Below are 19,037 nucleotides of genomic sequence, written 5' to 3'. Positions count from 1 at the left end.
ACTCTTGATTTCACAGCCGCCAGCCCGCAGCCCACTGCGAGAATTTGAGCCTTATTTTGGTGATCGCGTCGCCAATTCTTATTTGTCGCCAGCGATGCGCGATAACATCCAATAGTGGCGTGAAATGCCATCAACAACTTTGTAATTGCGGAGTAGGCCCTCGGTCTGAAAGCCGCAATTCTGCAAGACTTTGAGCGAGGCTTGGTTGTGCTCAAGAACAGTGGCTTGTAAGCGATTCAGTTTCGCCTCGCGAAGTGCCCAGTTTGATAGGGCGTCGCAGCAAAAACGCATGATGCCTTTGCCCCAGAATTGTGGGTGTAGATCATAGGCGATTTCTACGCTTCTTTGCGCCGTCGAAAGACTGTGAAACCCAATGGTGCCCAATAGCTTGCCATGATCTTTGTCGGCAATCGCAAACTTAAATTGTTGGTTCGATGTGTTCCAACGATGGTTGCTGATGAATTCTTGTAAGTCTTGCGAGCTCCTGGGGCGCCAACTGATGTGCTGTTGGACTACAGGCAAGCTCAAGTAGGCAAACCAAGTACTGAAATCATCCTTTTCAATTGGGCGCAAAAAGATGTGTGGATGATCGATGTTCGGGAACTTCGTGTCAGCAAACAGTGCAGGTTCGAGTAAGGCCTGCACACCTGGCGTGAAGAGCTGACTGGTGAAGTTCATCTTATCGAACTTTGGCAAAATGGGAGACGGTCAACATCGTGGGAACACCTATGGATCAAGCTTGCTTCCACGCACGCCACCAAGCGCCGCTGAGAACATAGCGCGGAAAGTTGATCCACTGTTCTACCATTAAGCGCGAAAGGGCGTTCCACGGACTTGAAAAAGGAATCGATGGATTACGCTCTTTTTTGTGACCGATTCCCTGCACGGCGATGGAGGCAGCGACCATCACTAGGCTCAGCGCGAGGATAAGCCAATTTGCGTGAAGGGCGGCCCATGCGGCCGAAATTTGTGCCGCCAAATTAGCGGGCACTGCAAAGATATGAATTAGTAAGTTGCTTTTGTTGGCATGAAAGTCTTGATATTCGCGCCATTGCCATTGAATAAGTTTGAACATGGTTTTTGCTATCGAAAGCGTCAGTCTTAGGTACGGTTGATCGTCTGCTTAATCCTACTTGCAGACTGATGGTGTGATCGCCTGTAGTGTTTCTTTACCAAACTGCGAGTGTTACTGAAAAGCCTGGTGCTGTCGATATGAATGCGGCTTTTATTGTCGATCAATACTTCTAAATTGCTGCGTAAAATCGCATGACTCGATGCGCTTGTCTTGAATTCGCTCGCGTGGTTTGATTTATTGCCATTGTTTTATTTTCTCTAAATTGAGTTTTTATTGCGCTCTCAATGCACTTACGCTGATGGCCTTCGATTGTCTGGTAAATCAATAAGAAAAGTAATGATTTGACATTAAAAAATCTCATCCGCGTATTTCTTCATCGGAGCGAATGAGGTATAATTCGAATTTCCCGCTTGTGCCTTAGCGCACCTTCTGCAATGACTAAGTTCGTATTCGTTACCGGGGGCGTCGTCTCCTCACTTGGCAAGGGCATTGCCGCTGCCTCTCTCGCTGCGATCCTTGAATCGCGTGGTCTCAAAGTTACTATGCTCAAACTCGATCCGTACATCAACGTGGATCCGGGTACCATGAGTCCGTTCCAACACGGTGAAGTGTTCGTCACAGATGACGGCGCTGAGACCGACTTGGACTTGGGGCACTATGAGCGTTTCATCTCAGCCAAGATGAAAAAAGTGAATAACTTCACGACTGGCCAGATTTATGAATCCGTGATTCGTAAAGAGCGTCGTGGCGAATACTTGGGTAAAACAGTTCAAGTTATTCCACACATCACCAATGAAATTCAAGAATTTATCCATCGCGGTGCCGCTGGTTTTGACGTGGCTTTGGTGGAGATTGGTGGTACGGTGGGTGATATCGAATCCTTGCCGTTCTTGGAAGCAGCACGTCAATTGAGTTTGCGTGGCGGCAAAAAGTCTGCTGCTTTCGTGCATTTGACTTTGGTGCCTTACTTGGCTTCTGCAGGCGAATTGAAAACCAAGCCGACTCAGCACAGCGTACAAAAATTGCGCGAAATCGGTATCTTCCCTGATGCATTGCTGTGCCGCGCTGACCGTCGTATTCCTGATGATGAACGCGCCAAGATTTCCTTGTTCTCCAATGTGGCAGAAGAAGGTGTGATCTCGGTGTGGGATGCCGACACCATTTACAAGATTCCACAAATGTTGCATGACCAAGGTTTGGATCGCATCGTGTGCGAGACTTTGGGCATCTCACCAAAACCAGCTGATCTCAGCATGTGGGATAAGTTGATCTATGCTTTGGAAAATCCAAAAGAAGAAGTCACGATCGGCATGGTCGGCAAATATGTTGATTTGACGGAGTCTTATAAGTCTTTGACGGAAGCCCTGCGTCACGCTGGCATTCATACAGAAAGCCGCGTCAATATCGAGTACGTCGACTCTGAAGAAATCGAAGCAAACGGTACCAAATCATTGGAAAAATACGATGCGATTTTGGTGCCAGGCGGTTTCGGTAAGCGTGGTGTCGAAGGTAAGATCTTGGCAGCGCGTTATGCCCGTGAAAATAAGATTCCTTACCTCGGCATCTGCCTCGGTATGCAAGTCGCCTTGATCGAATATGCACGTAACAAAGCTGGTTTGAGTAAAGCGAATTCGACCGAGTTCGATTTGGAAACAGAACAACCCGTGGTTGCGTTGATCAACGAATGGCAAAGCCATGACGGCAAAGTCGAAGTGCGCGATGAGAACTCGGATCTCGGCGGTACGATGCGTTTGGGTGCGCAGACTTGCGCGATTCAAGCCAATACTTTGGCGGCAGACATTTATGGCAACGTCGTGACTGAACGTCATCGCCATCGCTACGAAGCGAATAACCATTATCTGAAACGCGTTGAAGATGCGGGCTTGGTGGTTTCTGCTCGTACGCCAACCGAAGACTTGTGCGAAATTATCGAATTGCCTAAGGATGTGCATCCATTCTACTTGGGCGTGCAATACCACCCAGAATTTAAATCGACACCGCGCGATGGACATCCTTTGTTTACCGCCTATGCGAAAGCGGCGATTGCACATAAACGCGCCAAGCTCGGCAAAACTGAGCAAGCTTAAATTCGACGACGTCGGAAGGATAAAGATATGAAATTATGCGGTTTTGACGTTGGACTAGATCAGCCATTTTTCTTGATCGCTGGACCATGTGTGATCGAGTCCCATCAAATGGCTTTGGACACAGCAGGCGCCTTGAAAGAAATCACCACAGAGTTGGGGATTCCTTTCATTTATAAGTCTTCGTTTGATAAAGCCAACCGTTCCTCCGGCACCTCTTTCCGTGGCTTAGGCATGGAAAGAGGTTTGGAAATTTTGGCCGATGTGAAAAAACAATTGAACGTGCCAGTGCTGACTGATATTCATGAAATCGATGAAATCAAGCCAGTTGCTGCAGTGGTCGATGTGTTGCAAACACCGGCGTTCTTGTGCCGTCAAACCGATTTCATTCAAGCTTGTGCGCAGTCTGGTAAGCCGGTCAATATCAAGAAAGGCCAATTTTTGGCGCCGCACGATATGATCAATGTGATCGCTAAGGCGCGTCACGCAGCCAAACAAGCAGGTTTGCCAGAAGATAATTTCATGGCTTGTGAGCGCGGTGTGTCCTTTGGCTATAACAATCTAGTGTCAGATATGCGTTCCTTGGCCATCATGCGCGAGACTAATTGCCCAGTCGTATTTGATGCGACGCATTCAGTGCAGTTGCCAGGCGGTCAGGGTACTTCTTCTGGTGGTCAACGTGAATTCGTGCCTGTCTTGGCGCGCGCAGCGGTGGCCGTTGGTATCTCGGGCTTGTTTATGGAAACGCATCCAAATCCAGCGCAAGCCATGTCAGATGGCCCGAACGCGGTTCCATTGGGACGTATGAAAGAGTTGCTGGCGACCTTGATGGATCTTGATCGCGTGGTCAAGAAAAACGGATTTTTAGAATCAAGTTTTAACTAAGAAAAAATGCCTCGCACAGCTTCATCGCATTGCGGGGCAAATTTTTTTGTGGATGTGCTGAACAAGTCGGGGATAGAAAATTGTAGGGCGGGTGCAACCCGCGCCGCCAAACAATTGAGTACTCGAGCTAGTCGGGTTATAGCGACCCTACGAGTCGGCAATGTTCCCTCGCCTTGAACGGTAGGGAATAAGAATTGAAGGACGATTTTCGTCCTTAAATGAACAAGAAATTTCATCACCAAATCTTGGTGAATTGTGGACTGCAAAAATCGCTTCAAAACCATAAGCGTGTGTTGAAGCTGAGAGTAAAAGCAAACGATTGAGAACATCAATATTTTGCCGCGATGTGACAAGTTCGTACCCGAACACTTGTGCTTGTCGTGCACCACGAGTTAGCTCTGTTTTGAGCCTTTTTATTTTGATTGTATTTTGAATGCTTAGGAGATTTTGAATGAGTGCTATCGTTGATATTATCGGTCGTGAAGTGATTGATTCACGCGGCAATCCAACTGTGGAATGCGACGTGTTATTGGAATCCGGCGTGATGGGCCGTGCAGCGGTACCATCTGGCGCATCGACTGGTTCACGCGAAGCAATCGAATTGCGTGATGGTGATAAGTCACGTTACATGGGCAAGGGCGTGTTGAAAGCCTGTGAACACATCAATACTGAAATCGCTGAAGCGATTATGGGTTTGGATGCGAATGAACAAGCTTTCTTGGATCGCACTTTGATCGACTTGGACGGCACTGAAAACAAGAGCCGCTTGGGTGCGAATGCGATGTTGGCCGTGTCGATGGCAGTCGCAAAAGCGGCAGCTGAAGAAGCGGGCTTGCCACTGTACCGTTATTTCGGCGGTTCTGGCGCAATGCAATTGCCAGTGCCAATGATGAACGTCATCAACGGTGGTGCACACGCAGACAATAACTTGGACTTGCAAGAGTTCATGATCATTCCGGTTGGCGCACCAAGCTTCCGTGAAGCGATTCGTTATGGCGCCGAAGTCTTCCACAGCTTGAAGAAAATCTTGCATGACAAAGGCTTGACGACAGCGGTGGGTGATGAAGGCGGTTTTGCTCCTTCCGTAGAAAACCACGAAGAAGCGATCAAGTTGATTATTCAAGCGATCGAGACTGCAGGTTACACACCAGGCACACAAATCGCCCTCGGGTTGGATTGCGCAGCAAGTGAATTCTACAAAGATGGTAAGTACCACCTCGAAGGTGAAGGTTTGACTTTATCTTCTTCTGATTTCACGAACTTGTTGGCGACATGGTGCGACAAGTACCCAATCATCTCTATCGAAGACGGCATGGCTGAAGGCGATTGGGAAGGTTGGGCGATCTTGACTGAACGTTTGGGCAAGAAAGTACAGATCGTTGGTGACGACTTGTTCGTGACCAATACGAAGATTTTGAAGGAAGGTATCCAAAAAGGTATCGCTAATTCCATCTTGATCAAGATTAACCAAATCGGTACCTTGACTGAAACTTTTGCCGCGATTGAAATGGCGAAACGCGCTGGTTACACAGCCGTGATCTCACATCGCTCTGGCGAAACAGAAGACAGCACGATTGCGGATATCGCAGTGGGCACCAATGCTTTGCAGATCAAAACAGGTTCCATGTCTCGTTCTGATCGTATGGCGAAGTACAACCAACTCTTGCGCATTGAAGAAGATTTGGGCGAAATCGCTAGTTACCCAGGTCGCGACGCATTCTATAACTTGAAATAAGCTCAGTCGATTCGCTGTATTGAACAGGTATGCTTGCTTCCGCATTGGAGCACATACCTGTTTTTCTTGACAGAGATCGATGGTGGGCGATACCTTTCGCTTAGGTTCTGTTTGGTTGTTGTTTTGTCGTTGTGCAGTCTTATCAGAGTTGTGTGAATGCGTTTAATTACCCTCATTCTGTTAGCCCTAGTCATTTTGATCCAGTTCCCACTTTGGTTGGGGAAGGGCGGATGGTTACGCGTTTCTGAGTTAGATAAACAGGTTGCGGTCGCACACAGTAAGAATGAAGAGTTAAAGCAGCGCAATGCTAAGCTTGAATCTGAAGTTGAAGATCTAAAGAACGGTACGGAAGCAGTTGAAGAACGTGCCCGTTTCGAATTGGGCATGGTCAAGAAAGACGAAATTTTCGTACAGATTCTAGAGCCAGGAAGTAAGATTGAAGCGAAGTCCCAAACACCCACTAAAGCGACCCCAATCAATAAGAATTGAGCTCATCGCCAGCTCTACTACGTTTTGTCACCCACAGTTGGCTTGAGACACTAGCTATCTCTTGCAAAATCAATCTTGTTTGAGTCGAGCCGACGAACGATATCAAAATGAGTGTTAAAAAAATTACTTTGAGCACAGGCAAAGTTATAATCGCCAGCGTAGCTTGAATTTTTTTCATTTTTTGAGGTGAACCATGTTTAAGAAGATTCTATTGGCGGCATGTTTGGTATTGGGTTCCAGTTCTGCTTTCGCTCAAGATGAAGGTGTGTATGTTGGATTTGATGTCGGTAATACGCGTTCTGACAATTTCCTCGACAACTACGGCAGTATGGGGGCGTTTGCGGGTTATCAGTTCAATCCACAGTTTTCTGTCGAGCTCGCACATCGTCGTTTGCTCAGCTTTAATTTTTTTGGTGTGGACGTCGATATGAAGCAAACTTCCTTGTCAGGTTTAGGTTCTATCAATATCGTTAAAGATTTCGACGTCTATGGCCGTCTCGGTTATAACAAATTGTCTGCAACAGCTTCCTATTGGGGAACAGGCAGCAAAGAATCTGATTCAGGAATTTTGGTGGGTGTTGGTGCAGCCTATCATTTCAACAAAAATATCAGTGTAAGACTTGAAGTGCAAAAGCCTAGCAGCGATGCTCGCAATGTGGCCGCTAGCTTTAAGTTCAAATTCTAATTCTCGTTCTCATTGTCGTTCTAATTTTTGGCATGCATTGCCAAACTTTGCCGCTGAAGCGCAACGCCAAATGCAGAATATTGGTCTCATTACATTGGTCGTGCAAGACTACGATGAAGCGATTGCCTTCTATGTCGGTCGCTTGGGTTTTGAATTGGTAGAAGACCAATTCATGCCCGAGCAAAATAAGCGTTGGGTGGTGATCGCACCATCCGGCGCTACTGCTTCAAGCACGAAACTTTTGCTGGCGCGCGCCAGCAATGAACTGCAATCAACGCGTGTCGGCAATCAAACCGGTGGCCGTGTGATGGGCTTTCTACACACGGATGACTTCCAAGCCGACGTCGAACGATACAAGGCTAATGGGGTGCGATTCGCACGTGAACCACAACTGGCGCCGTACGGGTGGGTCGCGGTGATCCAAGACTTGTATGGCAATCTGTGGGATTTGATTGGACCTGCGACTTAAGACTAGGTCTTAGTTATTCCTAGCAGCTTCTCAAATGCAATCTCCACCTCAGCCACGCTAGGCGGCATCCCTTTATCGCCCAAGTTAATAATCTTAGGTGACCAGTTCCCCTCGGTTTTCCAGCGGGGTGAATCGCAATATAGTTCTATCGTCGGTGTTTCGTAGGCCGCTGCAATATGTACTAGACCGGTGTCGACACCGATCACTAAGGCGGCGCGTTGCGCTAACACGGTGGCTTCTTGCATCGATAATTTCGGTAGCACGGTGGCATTGCTCATCTGCGCTGCCATCGCTTCCGCTTCTTGCTTCTCGGCGTCATTGCCCCAAGGTAGAAGAATCGGTAGACCCGTCACTTGCAGATCGCGTGCAGTCTTAATCCAGTTGTTGCGTGCCCATTTTTTGGATTCTCCTGCGGTGGCGTGGAAGAATACGACGTAGGGGCCCTGTGGCATCCAAGCGGGCGTCAGATCCTGTTTTTGCAAGCCGAAGCTGGCCGGCGTCTTGAGCTCGTACCCAAGTGCTGCAGCTGCCACAATGCGGCCGCGTTGCACCGCGTGACATCGTTTATCGGTCGCCACACTTTGATCGTGAAAAATGCGTGACAAAGCTTCGTAGCCCGAACCTTCGGTGCCATTGGCGAGGCCGACTTTTTTACCAGTGGGCGACTTACGAGCCATGCCCATGATGATGCCGGTCTTTAGCAGACCTTGTGTTTCGAGGATGAGGTCGTAAGCTTCCTCACGCAAGCTGCGATAGAAGTGCTTAATTTCTGCGCGCGTCTCTTGCTTACCCAAACTCTTACGCCACCGTCTTTGTGCATAAGGAATGACTTTTCTCACTTTGGGTTGCAGCTTCACCAAATTGACATAAGCTTCCTCCACCACCCAATCAATCTCGGCATCGGGGTAGTGGGCTTTGATATCGTCGATGACGGGCATATTATGTAGCACATCACCTAGTGAAGAAACGCGGATTAGAAGAATTTTCATTGTCTTATCGGTCTTAGTAAGGCAATACCGCATCCGCTTTGACAGCGAGAATTGCATCTTTTAATGCCGCTTGAATACGCGCCAAAGCCTCTGGTGTCTCCGCTTCAAAACGCATCACGATTACAGGCGTCGTATTCGAAGAGCGCGCTAAGCCGAAACCATCGGGATATTCCACGCGCAGACCATCGATGGTGATGATTTCAGTAGCGCCTGGGAATTGCGCGGTCTTTTGCATTTCAGCGATGATGGCAAAGTTTTCGCCTTCATTGAGTTTGACTTGTAGTTCAGGTGTGCTGCTTGATTGTGGAAGATCGTTCAAAGTTTTGGTCATGTCAGTGACTTTGCTCAAGATCTCGAGCAAACGTGCACCGGCATATAAACCATCATCAAAACCATACCAGCGATCTTTAAAGAAGACGTGGCCACTCATTTCACCACCGAGCGGTGAACCAGTTTCTTTCAGCTTTGCTTTGACTAAAGAGTGGCCGGTTTTCCACATCAAGGCTTGACCGCCATGCTGTTTAATCCAAGGTGCTAGATGGCGTGTGCACTTCACATCATACAAAATGTGCGCACCTGCATTGCGTGACAAGACATCGGCTGCGAATAGCATTAATTGGCGGTCTGGGTAAATGATCTGGCCGTCTTTGGTGACCACGCCGAGGCGATCGCCATCGCCATCAAACGCCAAACCAATTTCAGCATCGGTCTCTTGCAAGCAGCGAATCAGGTCTTGCAAGTTTTCTGGATGTGCTGGGTCGGGATGGTGATTCGGGAAATTGCCATCGACTTCGCAGAATAGTTCAATCACTTCGCAACCCATGGCGCGATATAAGTCGCCAGCGAAAGCGCCTGCAACACCATTGCCGCAATCGACAGCGATCTTTATTGGGCGAGCGAGTTTGACATCGCTGACGATGCGTTCGATATAAGCGGCTTTGATGTCATGCGTCGTATACGAACCACTGCCTTCGGCGTAGTCCTTGGCGACGATACGATCATACAGCGCCAGGATGGTATCGCCATAAATGGCTTCGCCTGCTAACACCATCTTGAAACCATTGTAGTCAGGAGGGTTGTGGCTGCCGGTGACCATGATGCCCGAGCTCGCGCCCAAGATATTGGTACCAAAATACACCATCGGCGTGGCGACCACGCCAAGGTCGATCACGTTGACGCCACTATCCTGCAAACCTTTGGCGAGCGCTGCCGCCAGTGATGGACCAGACAGACGGCCATCGCGGCCAATCACGACGGTCTTTTCGCCTTTGGCTAAGGCCGCGCTCGCAAAAGCGCGACCAATTGAATAGGCAACGTCGGTGTCTAAAGTCTTATCGATAATGCCGCGAATGTCGTAGGCTTTGAAAATGCTTTTAGAAAGTAGAGACATAATATTCTTCGAAAAATAATAGAAAGCTTGTTAGTTCGGTAGTCCATCGCTGTACCGGCATGCCTGTATATTGCCCGGTTCGACTACTGCAGTTGTTTCTTCTGCCAAATGAAATCTTCAATGCCACATTGGGGTTGATACTCCGGTACTAAATCTTGAATCATTTGTCGCACCAATTCATAGTCGAAGGCTTGGCACGCAGTATCGAGTTGTACTAATGCTGCCTGCAGTTGCTGCCAGCCGAGTTCAGCTTCTTGAGCGCGCATGATCAATGGATGCGAGGTGCTGGTGACATTGTCGCCGATCAGCAATTCTTCATAGAGTTTTTCACCGGGGCGCAGACCCACTTCATGAATCTCAATGGTGCCCTCAGGATGTTCTTGCGATTTCACTTCTAAGCCACATAAATGCACCATGCGGCGTGCTAAATCGATGATACGTACTGGTTCGCCCATATCTAAAACGAAGACATCACCACCTTGTCCCATCGCGCCAGCCTGTAAAACCAACTGCGCGGCTTCGGGAATCGTCATGAAATAGCGTGTGATTTCTTTGTGCGTTAGAGTGATGGGGCCACCTTGCATGATTTGTTTGCGGAACAGTGGGACCACCGAGCCCGACGAACCCAACACATTACCAAAGCGAACCATACAAAAACGCGTACTGGCTTGGCGGCGGGCATGCGCTTGTAGAACCAATTCCGCTAAGCGTTTCGTCGCCCCCATGACATTGGTGGGACGTACCGCTTTGTCGGTGGAAATTAAAACAAACTGTTTAACCTTGGCATCGATCGCGGCCAGTGACAACTGCAAGGTGCCAAATACGTTATTGCGGATGCCTTCGATAGGGTTGTGTTCGACCAAGGGCACGTGTTTATACGCGGCGGCATGGTAGACCGTGTCAATTTCAAAACTCGTAAAAATACGTGTGAGTTTTTCTTGGTCAAGAATGGAACCGAGGAAGGGCGTAATCTCACAGTCCGGTGCGAGAGTCTTCGCAACTTGGCTGAGTTCTTGTTCGATGCTATACAGTGAAAACTCCGACATCTCCAACAGCACCAATCGACGCGGACCTTGCTTGAGAATTTGGCGACACAGTTCGGAACCGATCGATCCGCCAGCACCACTGACGAGGACATTTTGACCAGTGATGCAGGCGGCGAGTAGACGATTATCTGGTTCAACTTGATCACGTCCGAGCAAGTCTTCGATCTCTACATCGCGAATATCTTGGACGCGCAATTCGCCACTGACCAAACTCTTGATCGAAGGCGTTACTTTGATGCGTACTTTGTGGACTTCAAGTTGATCTAAAATTTGCTTTTGTCGGGCACGCGAGATCTGCGGCATGGCCAATAAGATCTCTTTAATTTGTAATGATTTAATGACTTGTTCAATCTGACTTGGCGCTAACACCTTCACGCCGCCAATGAAGGAGCCTTGCAGGCTAGGATTGTCATCAATAAAGGCCACGCAATCGTATTCGTCATTGGCGTGCAGGGCGTTGGCCAATTGCACGCCGGCTTTGCCAGCGCCATAGATGGCGATTTTTGTACTGTGTGGATTGCGATGCACATTGGAGAGATAGGCACGCGCCAGTAGTCGGCTGGCCCCAACATACAAAATCGCTCCAGACCAATAAATCACAAACACCGCACGTGAAATCCCGGTCAGTTGCAACATGAAGCTCAAGAAGGCGAGTGCCGCCACCGACAAGCTCACCCCAATCACGACCACGCGTATCATTTTTTGGTCGATGTAGCGAATCACTGCGCGATACAAGCCTAGTCGAATGAAAATGGGGATCGAGAACAAGGGGACTGCGGCGATCAAGTAAGCATAGTGACGTAACAAATCCAGATTGACTGACTCATAGCGGGTCATGATGGCTAACACGAAAGCCAAGGGCAAGAACACCGCATCTACGAGTGCCGCGATGATTTGTTTGGTTAAGCGTGGAAGTGCAACGAGGGCGTGCATCATAGTTTTTTTATTCTTATCAGTGTTGTGGTTGATGGATGCATCGCTTGTTTAATTGGAATTATTGGTTTGTTTGGCTTGATTGGTTTAATTCGCTTGATTGATTTGCGTTTTAATCAGACCCGATGAGTCTGCTTCCGGTGCTGAGTATGAACCGACCGCTCCACCTAGCTTAATGTGTCACACCATCGCGTTTGATCACTTTGAAAAACGTCAAAAATAAGATTTTAATATCAAGTAGCAGGGATTGGTGTGTCAAATAGTAAGCGTCGAGCTCGACCTTTTGAGGAATCGGTAACTCATCGCGCCCATTAATTTGCGCCCAACCCGTCAACCCCGGGACAATGGTGTGTACATTTTTTTCAGTACGCAAAGCGATTAAATCATCTTGGTTGTACAAGGCGGGGCGTGGACCGACGAAGCTCATGTCGCCAACCAAAATACTCCACAGTTGTGGCAATTCATCCAAACTGGATTTGCGTAGAAAAGAACCGACTGGCGTTAAATATTGATCAGGATTACTCAACAAGTGAGTGGCGACAGCGGGAGTATCAACCCGCATTGTTCTAAATTTCGGCATGCGGAAAATCTTGTTATAGCGCCCCACACGATTGGACCAATAAATCACTGGACCCTTGGAGGTCAAGCGCACCATCAAGGCGACGATCACAAATGGGATCAAGAGAATTAGGCTGGCCAACAAGGCCAATAAGAGATCAGAAAGTCGTTTCATTTTTTTGCAATCTAAAACTTGTCATCGGTACGGGTTTTTGTTCTATCGTTATTGTGTTCAACTTAAGTCTGAAGTACTAGCGTTCGAAAGATCGAACACTATCCTGCAGACCTTGCTCCACTGAGTACGGTGGCGTCCATTGCAGGTCACGCTTGGCTTTGCTGATGTCTACTTGCAGCGAACCACACAGACGATCTGCGATGGCGCGTTTGCCCAGTAAGGTGGCACCCACGTATAAGAAAACAGCGGGCACCGGGAGTAAACGCGCTGGTTTATTCTGTGCCTTGGCCGCTGCTCGCAACAGCGCGCTGGTCGACAAATCATGATCGTCTGAAATCAAATAGATTTGCTGTGCGGCTTCAGGTCGCAGCATACAGTGTCGAATAAAATCGACCAAATTCGCCACGTACACCAAACTACGTTGGTTGCGGATCGCTCCCAAAGGAAGTGGAATGCCTTTGCGTACCCAGCGCAACATACTGAGGAAATTGGCAGCGACACCATCTCCGTACACAAGTGGTGGGCGAATGATGCTTACTGCCATTCCAGTTTTTGCGCCAATCGCCAGCAGTGCTTGCTCGGCCTCGCATTTAGAAATGCCATAAGGATCACTAGGCACTGGCGTATCGCTCTCTTGAAAAGCCTTACCGCCCGTTGTTTGTTCGCCGTTGACCTTGACTGAACTCAGATAGATGAAATGTTTAACACCTGCGTTTGCGGCTTGCTGTGCCAAGGCGATACTGGCATCTCGATTGAGCGCACGAAAGGCGGCTAGCGGATCAGCGGAAGTATCGTTCATGACGTGAACGCGGGCAGCACAATGCACCACGACCTCAACCGCTTCTCCATCGACTGTCAGCGCGGTGCTCCAATCGGTTTTGTCACTCAAATCACCAACTGCAAAGTAGTGGATATTTGCCGATGGCTTGGCCGGATTTTGCTCCGCATTCGGTAGCTGCCAAGTTTTGCGTGTGCATAAACGCAAGGGATAAGCCGCTTGATGTAAAGTCTGAGCGAGTCGTTGACCGACGAAACCATTGGCTCCGGTAATCAAAACTGCGGGAAATGTTGAGGCGGTATCCGACATAGTCAGCACTTTGAGGAGGTAGTCATTTCAAAAATCTTAGGACGCATGGTGCGACCTGACTTTGGCACGGCGAAGGTAACGGCGCACTAAAAAAGTAAAGAAGCTTTGGAAAAACCATTTCGCGTGTTGTGAAAACAATTGGCGATTCTTGTGTTGTGCAAGATGGACCGCTTTCAACTTGGGATAAAAATACACTTGCTGCTGTAAGTCGCGGCGCGAGCGGTAACAGATATCGACATCTTCAAAGTACATGAAATAGGCTGGATCGAAACCCGCTAAGCGGCGAAAATGTTCAGGTTCAAATCCCAAAAAAGCACCGGAAGCCCACTCCACCGCAATACTCTCGATGCTGCCAAACTTTTGCTTATCGTAGGTCTCACTAAAGGAATTCACGATAGGCATTTTGATGATCGAAAGGATGCCAGGGAAGTGGCGAATATTGGTATCAGGAACTTGATAATTCGTGTCGCGGTATAAATTGATGGTCGCGAGCTGATGCCCTTGGCTCTTCATTTGCTCGGCGAATGCATCAATGGTGGCGATGTCGCACGTAATATCGGGGTTCATCACGATGAAGATATCGCCCGTCTGAAAGCCAACTTCACGCTCGACTTGGGCGAACAAGAAATTATTGTTTTCTCCAAAGCCAAGTCCCGGTTTGGCATCACTGTAATGGACACCGAGTGCGCGATGCTGTTCGCAATAGGATTTCAATTCACTCGAAGGCCGATTGTCCTTGACCCAGATGGTGCAATCCGCAGCGCCCAAGAGACCACCGAGCTTGCTGTTGATCAGCAAGTCTTGATGACCGTGGCTAATGATGGCGATGTGCTTCATGCGTTCTCTAACTTGTTTTTCGTATTTTCGTATTTTGTTGTTGACTACATTTTGTTCTCAACGCGTTTTACCCAAGTTTTTTCTTATTCCACCACAGCCGCAAAAATGCGATGCCTATTTTCCAATCGGGCCGACTGTGTACTGGTGGGCTGAATAGCGTTTGCGATTGCCAAATTTTCTCATAAAAAGTGGTGTCCACGGGAACTGGATTGCGCCATGGTGGTGCTTGTCGGTCTTGTGGGTGATTCTTAAGGTGGACGATGCGCCCTGCAACGATCTCTAGTGCATGTGCTTGCCGGACTTCGTGTTGTAGCTGGGCAATTTTCTCACGCACGACTTGTGGATGGTCGAGATGGCGTAAGACATCTTGGATCATGCTCGTTTGGTCCGCGGATTTGAGTTGATCTGCGGGGGAGTAGCCATGGGCGCCCGTTAGTATGCCGAAGCAGGGCACGCCTTGGCAGAGGATCTCAGAAAAGCTTGTGCCGCCAGTCATGGGGAAACTATCGATATACGCCGTCGCATGAGTGATGCAGTCGAGGTAGTCCTGATATTGGAGTTTGCCGGTGAACCGTAGGCTTTGCCCCAGACTCAAGCGTGGCTTCCACCACCACCAATCGCGCCAAGGATGGGGGCCGACCAGTGTCATGGCGAGTCCGGATTTCTGGCAGAGTTCAAGTGCGACCTGAGGGAAAGAAAATCCTTGGCTTGGTTTGAACTTGTAAGGGGATCCGGAACTAGCGAGGTAGGCAGTACGCTTTTGTTCGTTAGAGTTGTTCGCGAGCTGTTTTTCTTGAGCGTGCTCAGATTGCGCAGATTGCTCCTTTGTCGGCACCGCGCTGGCAACTTCCGGCAGATTGAGGGGGATGCCGACAAAGTGGGCTTTGCTATCCGTGCCACGGCGTTGCGCGAGTGTCCATCCAAAATAACTGAGTTCGAGCACCTGATCTGCGCTGGCATAGCCATAGGAGAACACGTGATCGGCATGGTTGTAAAAAAAAATGCTCGTCCCGAACCAACGTCGCGCTAAAAGAGCTGCGAGTGCGGTTTCGATATCGTTGGGATGGATATGCAAGACCACGGTCTCAGCATTCGCAAAGTGTTCCAGTAGGCGAGTGATTTTCGCGTGTGGGCTGAGCTTCGCTGGAAATGTGTGTAGACCATGGGCCGCCTTCGCCAAACGCAACTGACAATTGGCCTGTGCTTTTTCGGTCACGACGACTGCAGATGCTCGTAAAGCCTGGCTGGCGATGAAACGCTCAACCACTTTAGTATGACCACCCGTATCATAGGCTTTAGTCAAGACGTGAACGTAAGGAATTTTGGTTTTCGTCTGCGCTTGCGCCAAAATCTGCTTGGCTTGCATTTCGAATTCTGCAGCGAAGCGCTCGGCCAAATGATTTTCGAGATCGATTAGTTGGTAACAACCGATACTGTTTTTCCAGCATAACTCGCCCAAGAAGCGTGCTGCTCGAATCGCGTCGTCAAGACGCGCGGCGTTCTTGATGATGTCTTGAGAAGTGAGAAGGAATTGGTTTAACATTGATTCAAGATTGGGTAGGTGGCGGTGTAAGCAAAAGACGCTCGCGACTTAGTTTGGCGCAGTGCTTGGTTCAGTATTTTTAGAGTGATCGAACTTCAAGCGAGAAACAATCACCGCAGTACAGATCCAATACAACACATAATTCAAGGCGAAAGCTAGGACCGAGCCGAGCAGACCAAAGTGGGGCGTGAACAAATAGGTCAAGCCAACTAAGCTGGCGGCGAAGATGATTTCAGTCCAAACATAGGCGGCAGTCATGGCACGTCCTAACATGACAAAGCCAAAGATCCAACTTCCTATTTTGATGACGTCACCAATTAACTGCCAAGCTAAAAGTTCCTTCATCGCATTGAATTCTTGCGTGAACAAGAGCATCACAATCCAATCTTTGAGCAGGTAAACGAGGCCAGCGCCGAAAGCAGTTAGCGGCAAAATAAAACGAGAAACCTTACTGATCTCCGCCATCAATTCCGCGCGCGTTTGAAGTTCTGAAAGACGTGGTAGGTAGTACACGGTGAGGGTGGTGGTGATCAACATGAGATACACATCACTCATGCGTGTCACCGCTTGCCACATGCCGGTTGCTTGCCACCCAAAGGCGTCGACCAAATGATTGCGAATCAGAATTTGACTCAGTGGGACGGCAATTGCTGTCACCATCGCCATTAATCCATAAGCGCCTAACTTCTTCGCTAAGTCTCGGTCGAATTGACCGTACAAGAAGTTGAGCTTGAACCAGGCTTGGCGCCAGCAGAGGGCGAGGGTGACGAAAAATACGACGGATTGATTGATGCACAGCGCGATTAAAGCGCCGCTAAGTCCCCAAACCTGTGCCAGTAACCAAGTCGCGACTAAGGTGGCGATGCTGGTACTGATGTTGGCGCTCACGTATAGGGCGACTTCTTTCTTGCCATTCAGGATGGCCATCAGCAGTGTGTTCAACACAAACAGCACCAAACTGCCCGCGAGCCACAAAAAAACCGAGGCGAACTGTTTATCTTTCAAAACGACTTCTGCCAATTGCACATGGAAGAGGGCAATCCCTATCGCAGCCAACATCGCGCAACTGATAGAGATGGTGCCCGCTGTGCGCCATAGTGCGTGTTGTGCTTGGGGATCACTGTGAAATTCCGCAGTGTATTTGGTGACACCGGTGTTAATGGCGCCGCTGGCAAAGGTATTGATCACCGTCACCGCATTTTGGAATTGACCAAACAGTGCGTAGCCTGCCGGTCCGACCAAGACCGCCAAAATTTTATTGAGCCCCAACATCGCCAACATGCGGATGCCGACAGCAATGGCGTTGAGTAGACTTGTGCGTACTAAGGACATGGGCGATCTACTTTTCTGACGACGGGCCTAAGGCGTTTATGGCCAACATCAAGCAGCAAAAGCGCGCACCGCAGCAGCCACTTGTTTCACTTGTTCTTCGCCCAAGTAAGGATCTAAAGGTAAGCTGATTACTTGCTGATGAATACGTTCTGAAATCGGGAAACTGCCTTCACCGAGTTGAAGTTCCGCGTAAGCTTCTTGCAAGTGGGGTGGCAGGGGGTAATGGATGACGGTACCGATGCCCATCGCTTGAAGATGCTGCTGCAAAGCCTCACGGCGTGGATGCATCACAACGAAGACGTGCCAGACGTGTTCATTATTCTCAGCTGCACTTGGTAAGACGAGGTCTTTAATACCTTGCAGTTCATTCAAATAAACCGACGCGAGTTTGCGTCTTTGCTCATTCCAGGTATCGAGCTTGGCCAACTTGACGCGCAAGAGTGCCGCCTGCAATTCGTCCAGGCGCGAGTTAAAGCCCTTGACTTCGTTCTTGTATTTGACCTGCGAACCATAGTTGCGCAAGACGCGTAGTTTGTGCGCTAGTTCATCGTCGTCAGTGGTGATCGCACCAGCGTCACCCAGGGCACCCAAATTCTTGCCGGGATAAAAGCTATGACCAGCCGCATCGCCGAGTGCACCGGCGCGTTTGCCATGGTAGCGCGCACCTTGGGCTTGTGCTGCATCTTCAATCACCTTCAAGCCATATTTTTTGGCTAAGGCATTGATCGGATTCATATCAGCGGCTTGGCCGTACAGATGAACTGCCATAATCGCTTTGGTGCGTGGCGTGATCGCCGCTTCAATCAAGGCGGGGTCAATATTGTAGGTGTTGGCGTCTGGTTCAACCGGCACAGGCGTTGCGCCAGCAAACGATGCAGCAAGCCAAGTGGCGATATAGGTGTTGGATGGCACAATCACTTCATCACCCGCACCAATGCCATAAGCACGCAAAATCAAGTGTAGAGCATCGAGACCATTACCAACCCCAACACAATGTTTACTGCCGCAATAGCGCGCATATTCATTTTCAAATTCGACGAGTTGTTGCCCTTGAATGAACCAACCGCTGTCGAGCACCGCATGAAAGGCATCGGCCAATTCATTGCGTAATTCTTGATGAGGTTTTTTGAGGTCAAGAAAAGGAATAGGAGGGTGGGCTGGATTTGTCATTTTTCTTCATTCAAAAAGCGAACTATTCTTTATTTAAAAAAGCGAACTATGCTTCATTTAAAAAGCGAACCACGCGAGCGGGATTACCGACCACGAGTGCAAAATCGGGGACATCTTTGGTGACGACACTACCGGCGCCAATCATGGCAGATTGACCAATCGAGATGCCCGGTAGGATCGTCGCATTGGCACCAATCGAGGCACCTTGCTTAACAACAGTTTGCGGAAAAGATTCTGGATACTGTTTGGAACGTGGAAAGCGATCATTGCTGAAGGTGACATTGGGACCGATGAAAACATCATCGGCAATTCTCAAACCATCCCACAATTGCACACCGCTTTTGATGGTGACGCGATCACCGACAATCACATCATTTTCGATCAAACAATGTGAGCAAATATTGCAGTCCGCACCAATTTGAGCTTGGCTTAAGATCACCACGTATTGCCAAACGCGGGTGCCTTGCCCGATCGCACTGGTTTGGACATCGCTGCTGGGGTGAATTTGGCTCGAACTTGTGCTCATAGTTGTGCTCACAGTTGTGCTCATACACT

The 19,037-nt window shown here is 49.0% G+C and carries 18 protein-coding genes; 6 read left to right on the top strand and 12 right to left on the bottom strand.

The features are described from left to right. Positions 1–78: 78 nt before the first annotated feature. Together RF679_RS11480 and RF679_RS11475 are read right to left on the bottom strand one after the other, a co-directional pair. Positions 79–678 carry a GNAT family N-acetyltransferase gene (locus tag RF679_RS11480; RefSeq protein ID WP_309480768.1) on the bottom strand — a complete coding sequence of 200 codons (600 nt, stop codon included), beginning with the start codon at positions 676–678 and terminating at the stop codon, positions 79–81. A 55-nt stretch (positions 679–733) separates the two neighbouring features. After that, positions 734–1,075, bottom strand: coding sequence for an Mpo1-like protein (locus RF679_RS11475; protein ID WP_309480767.1), 342 nt, complete (start codon positions 1,073–1,075; stop codon positions 734–736). 434 nt (positions 1,076–1,509) lie between these two features. On the opposite strand from RF679_RS11475, the gene RF679_RS11470 reads away from it, so the two are divergent. The 6 genes from RF679_RS11470 to RF679_RS11445 all read left to right on the top strand — a co-directional run bounded on the left by RF679_RS11470 (position 1,510) and on the right by RF679_RS11445 (position 7,422). Next, the gene (locus tag RF679_RS11470) at positions 1,510–3,162 is read left to right on the top strand and encodes a CTP synthase (RefSeq protein ID WP_309480766.1); all 1,653 of its coding nucleotides are present in this window, start codon (positions 1,510–1,512) and stop codon (positions 3,160–3,162) included. Positions 3,163–3,189: 27 nt separating this feature from the next. Next, complete coding sequence (gene kdsA, locus RF679_RS11465; protein ID WP_309480765.1) at positions 3,190–4,044, top strand: 3-deoxy-8-phosphooctulonate synthase; 855 nt, start codon at positions 3,190–3,192, stop codon at positions 4,042–4,044. Between the two features lie 451 nt (positions 4,045–4,495). Further along, entirely contained in the window at positions 4,496–5,779 is a 1,284-nt protein-coding gene (eno, locus tag RF679_RS11460; protein WP_309480764.1) for a phosphopyruvate hydratase, read from the top strand. A gap of 156 nt (positions 5,780–5,935) precedes the next feature. Then, complete coding sequence (ftsB, locus tag RF679_RS11455) at positions 5,936–6,268, top strand: cell division protein FtsB (protein ID WP_309480763.1); 333 nt, start codon at positions 5,936–5,938, stop codon at positions 6,266–6,268. Positions 6,269–6,461: 193 nt separating this feature from the next. Continuing rightward, on the top strand, positions 6,462–6,953 hold the full coding sequence (locus RF679_RS11450) for a porin family protein (RefSeq protein ID WP_309480762.1): 492 nt from the start codon (positions 6,462–6,464) through the stop codon (positions 6,951–6,953). Between the two features lie 37 nt (positions 6,954–6,990). Then, entirely contained in the window at positions 6,991–7,422 is a 432-nt protein-coding gene (locus RF679_RS11445; RefSeq protein WP_309480761.1) for a VOC family protein, read from the top strand. Between the two features lie 2 nt (positions 7,423–7,424). On the opposite strand, the gene waaC is transcribed toward RF679_RS11445, so the two are convergent. The 10 genes from waaC to RF679_RS11395 all read right to left on the bottom strand — a co-directional run bounded on the left by waaC (position 7,425) and on the right by RF679_RS11395 (position 19,032). Then, positions 7,425–8,411 (bottom strand): lipopolysaccharide heptosyltransferase I, encoded by a 987-nt coding sequence (gene waaC / locus RF679_RS11440; RefSeq protein ID WP_309480760.1) that lies wholly within the window; start codon positions 8,409–8,411, stop codon positions 7,425–7,427. Between the two features lie 13 nt (positions 8,412–8,424). Next, positions 8,425–9,801, bottom strand: a complete 1,377-nt coding sequence (locus RF679_RS11435) for a phosphomannomutase/phosphoglucomutase (RefSeq protein WP_309480759.1) — start codon at positions 9,799–9,801, stop codon at positions 8,425–8,427. Between the two features lie 83 nt (positions 9,802–9,884). Continuing rightward, positions 9,885–11,783, bottom strand: a complete 1,899-nt coding sequence (locus RF679_RS11430) for a polysaccharide biosynthesis protein (protein ID WP_309480758.1) — start codon at positions 11,781–11,783, stop codon at positions 9,885–9,887. Between the two features lie 169 nt (positions 11,784–11,952). Then, the gene (locus RF679_RS11425) at positions 11,953–12,513 is read right to left on the bottom strand and encodes a sugar transferase (protein WP_309480757.1); all 561 of its coding nucleotides are present in this window, start codon (positions 12,511–12,513) and stop codon (positions 11,953–11,955) included. 76 nt (positions 12,514–12,589) lie between these two features. Further along, positions 12,590–13,600, bottom strand: coding sequence for a UDP-glucose 4-epimerase family protein (locus RF679_RS11420; RefSeq protein ID WP_309480756.1), 1,011 nt, complete (start codon positions 13,598–13,600; stop codon positions 12,590–12,592). A 36-nt stretch (positions 13,601–13,636) separates the two neighbouring features. Beyond that, the gene (locus tag RF679_RS11415; protein WP_309480755.1) at positions 13,637–14,437 is read right to left on the bottom strand and encodes a glycosyltransferase family protein; all 801 of its coding nucleotides are present in this window, start codon (positions 14,435–14,437) and stop codon (positions 13,637–13,639) included. A 67-nt stretch (positions 14,438–14,504) separates the two neighbouring features. Next, a complete protein-coding gene (locus tag RF679_RS11410; RefSeq protein ID WP_309480754.1) occupies positions 14,505–15,980 on the bottom strand; it encodes a hypothetical protein in 1,476 nt (491 codons plus the stop codon). A 48-nt stretch (positions 15,981–16,028) separates the two neighbouring features. Continuing rightward, the gene (locus RF679_RS11405) at positions 16,029–17,312 is read right to left on the bottom strand and encodes an O-antigen translocase (RefSeq protein ID WP_309480753.1); all 1,284 of its coding nucleotides are present in this window, start codon (positions 17,310–17,312) and stop codon (positions 16,029–16,031) included. A gap of 48 nt (positions 17,313–17,360) precedes the next feature. Further along, positions 17,361–18,482, bottom strand: coding sequence for a DegT/DnrJ/EryC1/StrS family aminotransferase (locus RF679_RS11400; protein WP_309480752.1), 1,122 nt, complete (start codon positions 18,480–18,482; stop codon positions 17,361–17,363). A 46-nt stretch (positions 18,483–18,528) separates the two neighbouring features. After that, complete coding sequence (locus tag RF679_RS11395) at positions 18,529–19,032, bottom strand: acyltransferase (RefSeq protein WP_309480751.1); 504 nt, start codon at positions 19,030–19,032, stop codon at positions 18,529–18,531. Positions 19,033–19,037 lie beyond the last annotated feature (5 nt).

This window comes from Undibacterium cyanobacteriorum (assembly GCF_031326225.1).
Taxonomy (GTDB): Bacteria; Pseudomonadota; Gammaproteobacteria; order Burkholderiales; family Burkholderiaceae_D; genus Undibacterium; species Undibacterium cyanobacteriorum.
The sequence above is the reverse complement of the archived record's forward strand: the minus strand, read 5'-3'. Positions and strand labels throughout refer to the sequence as shown.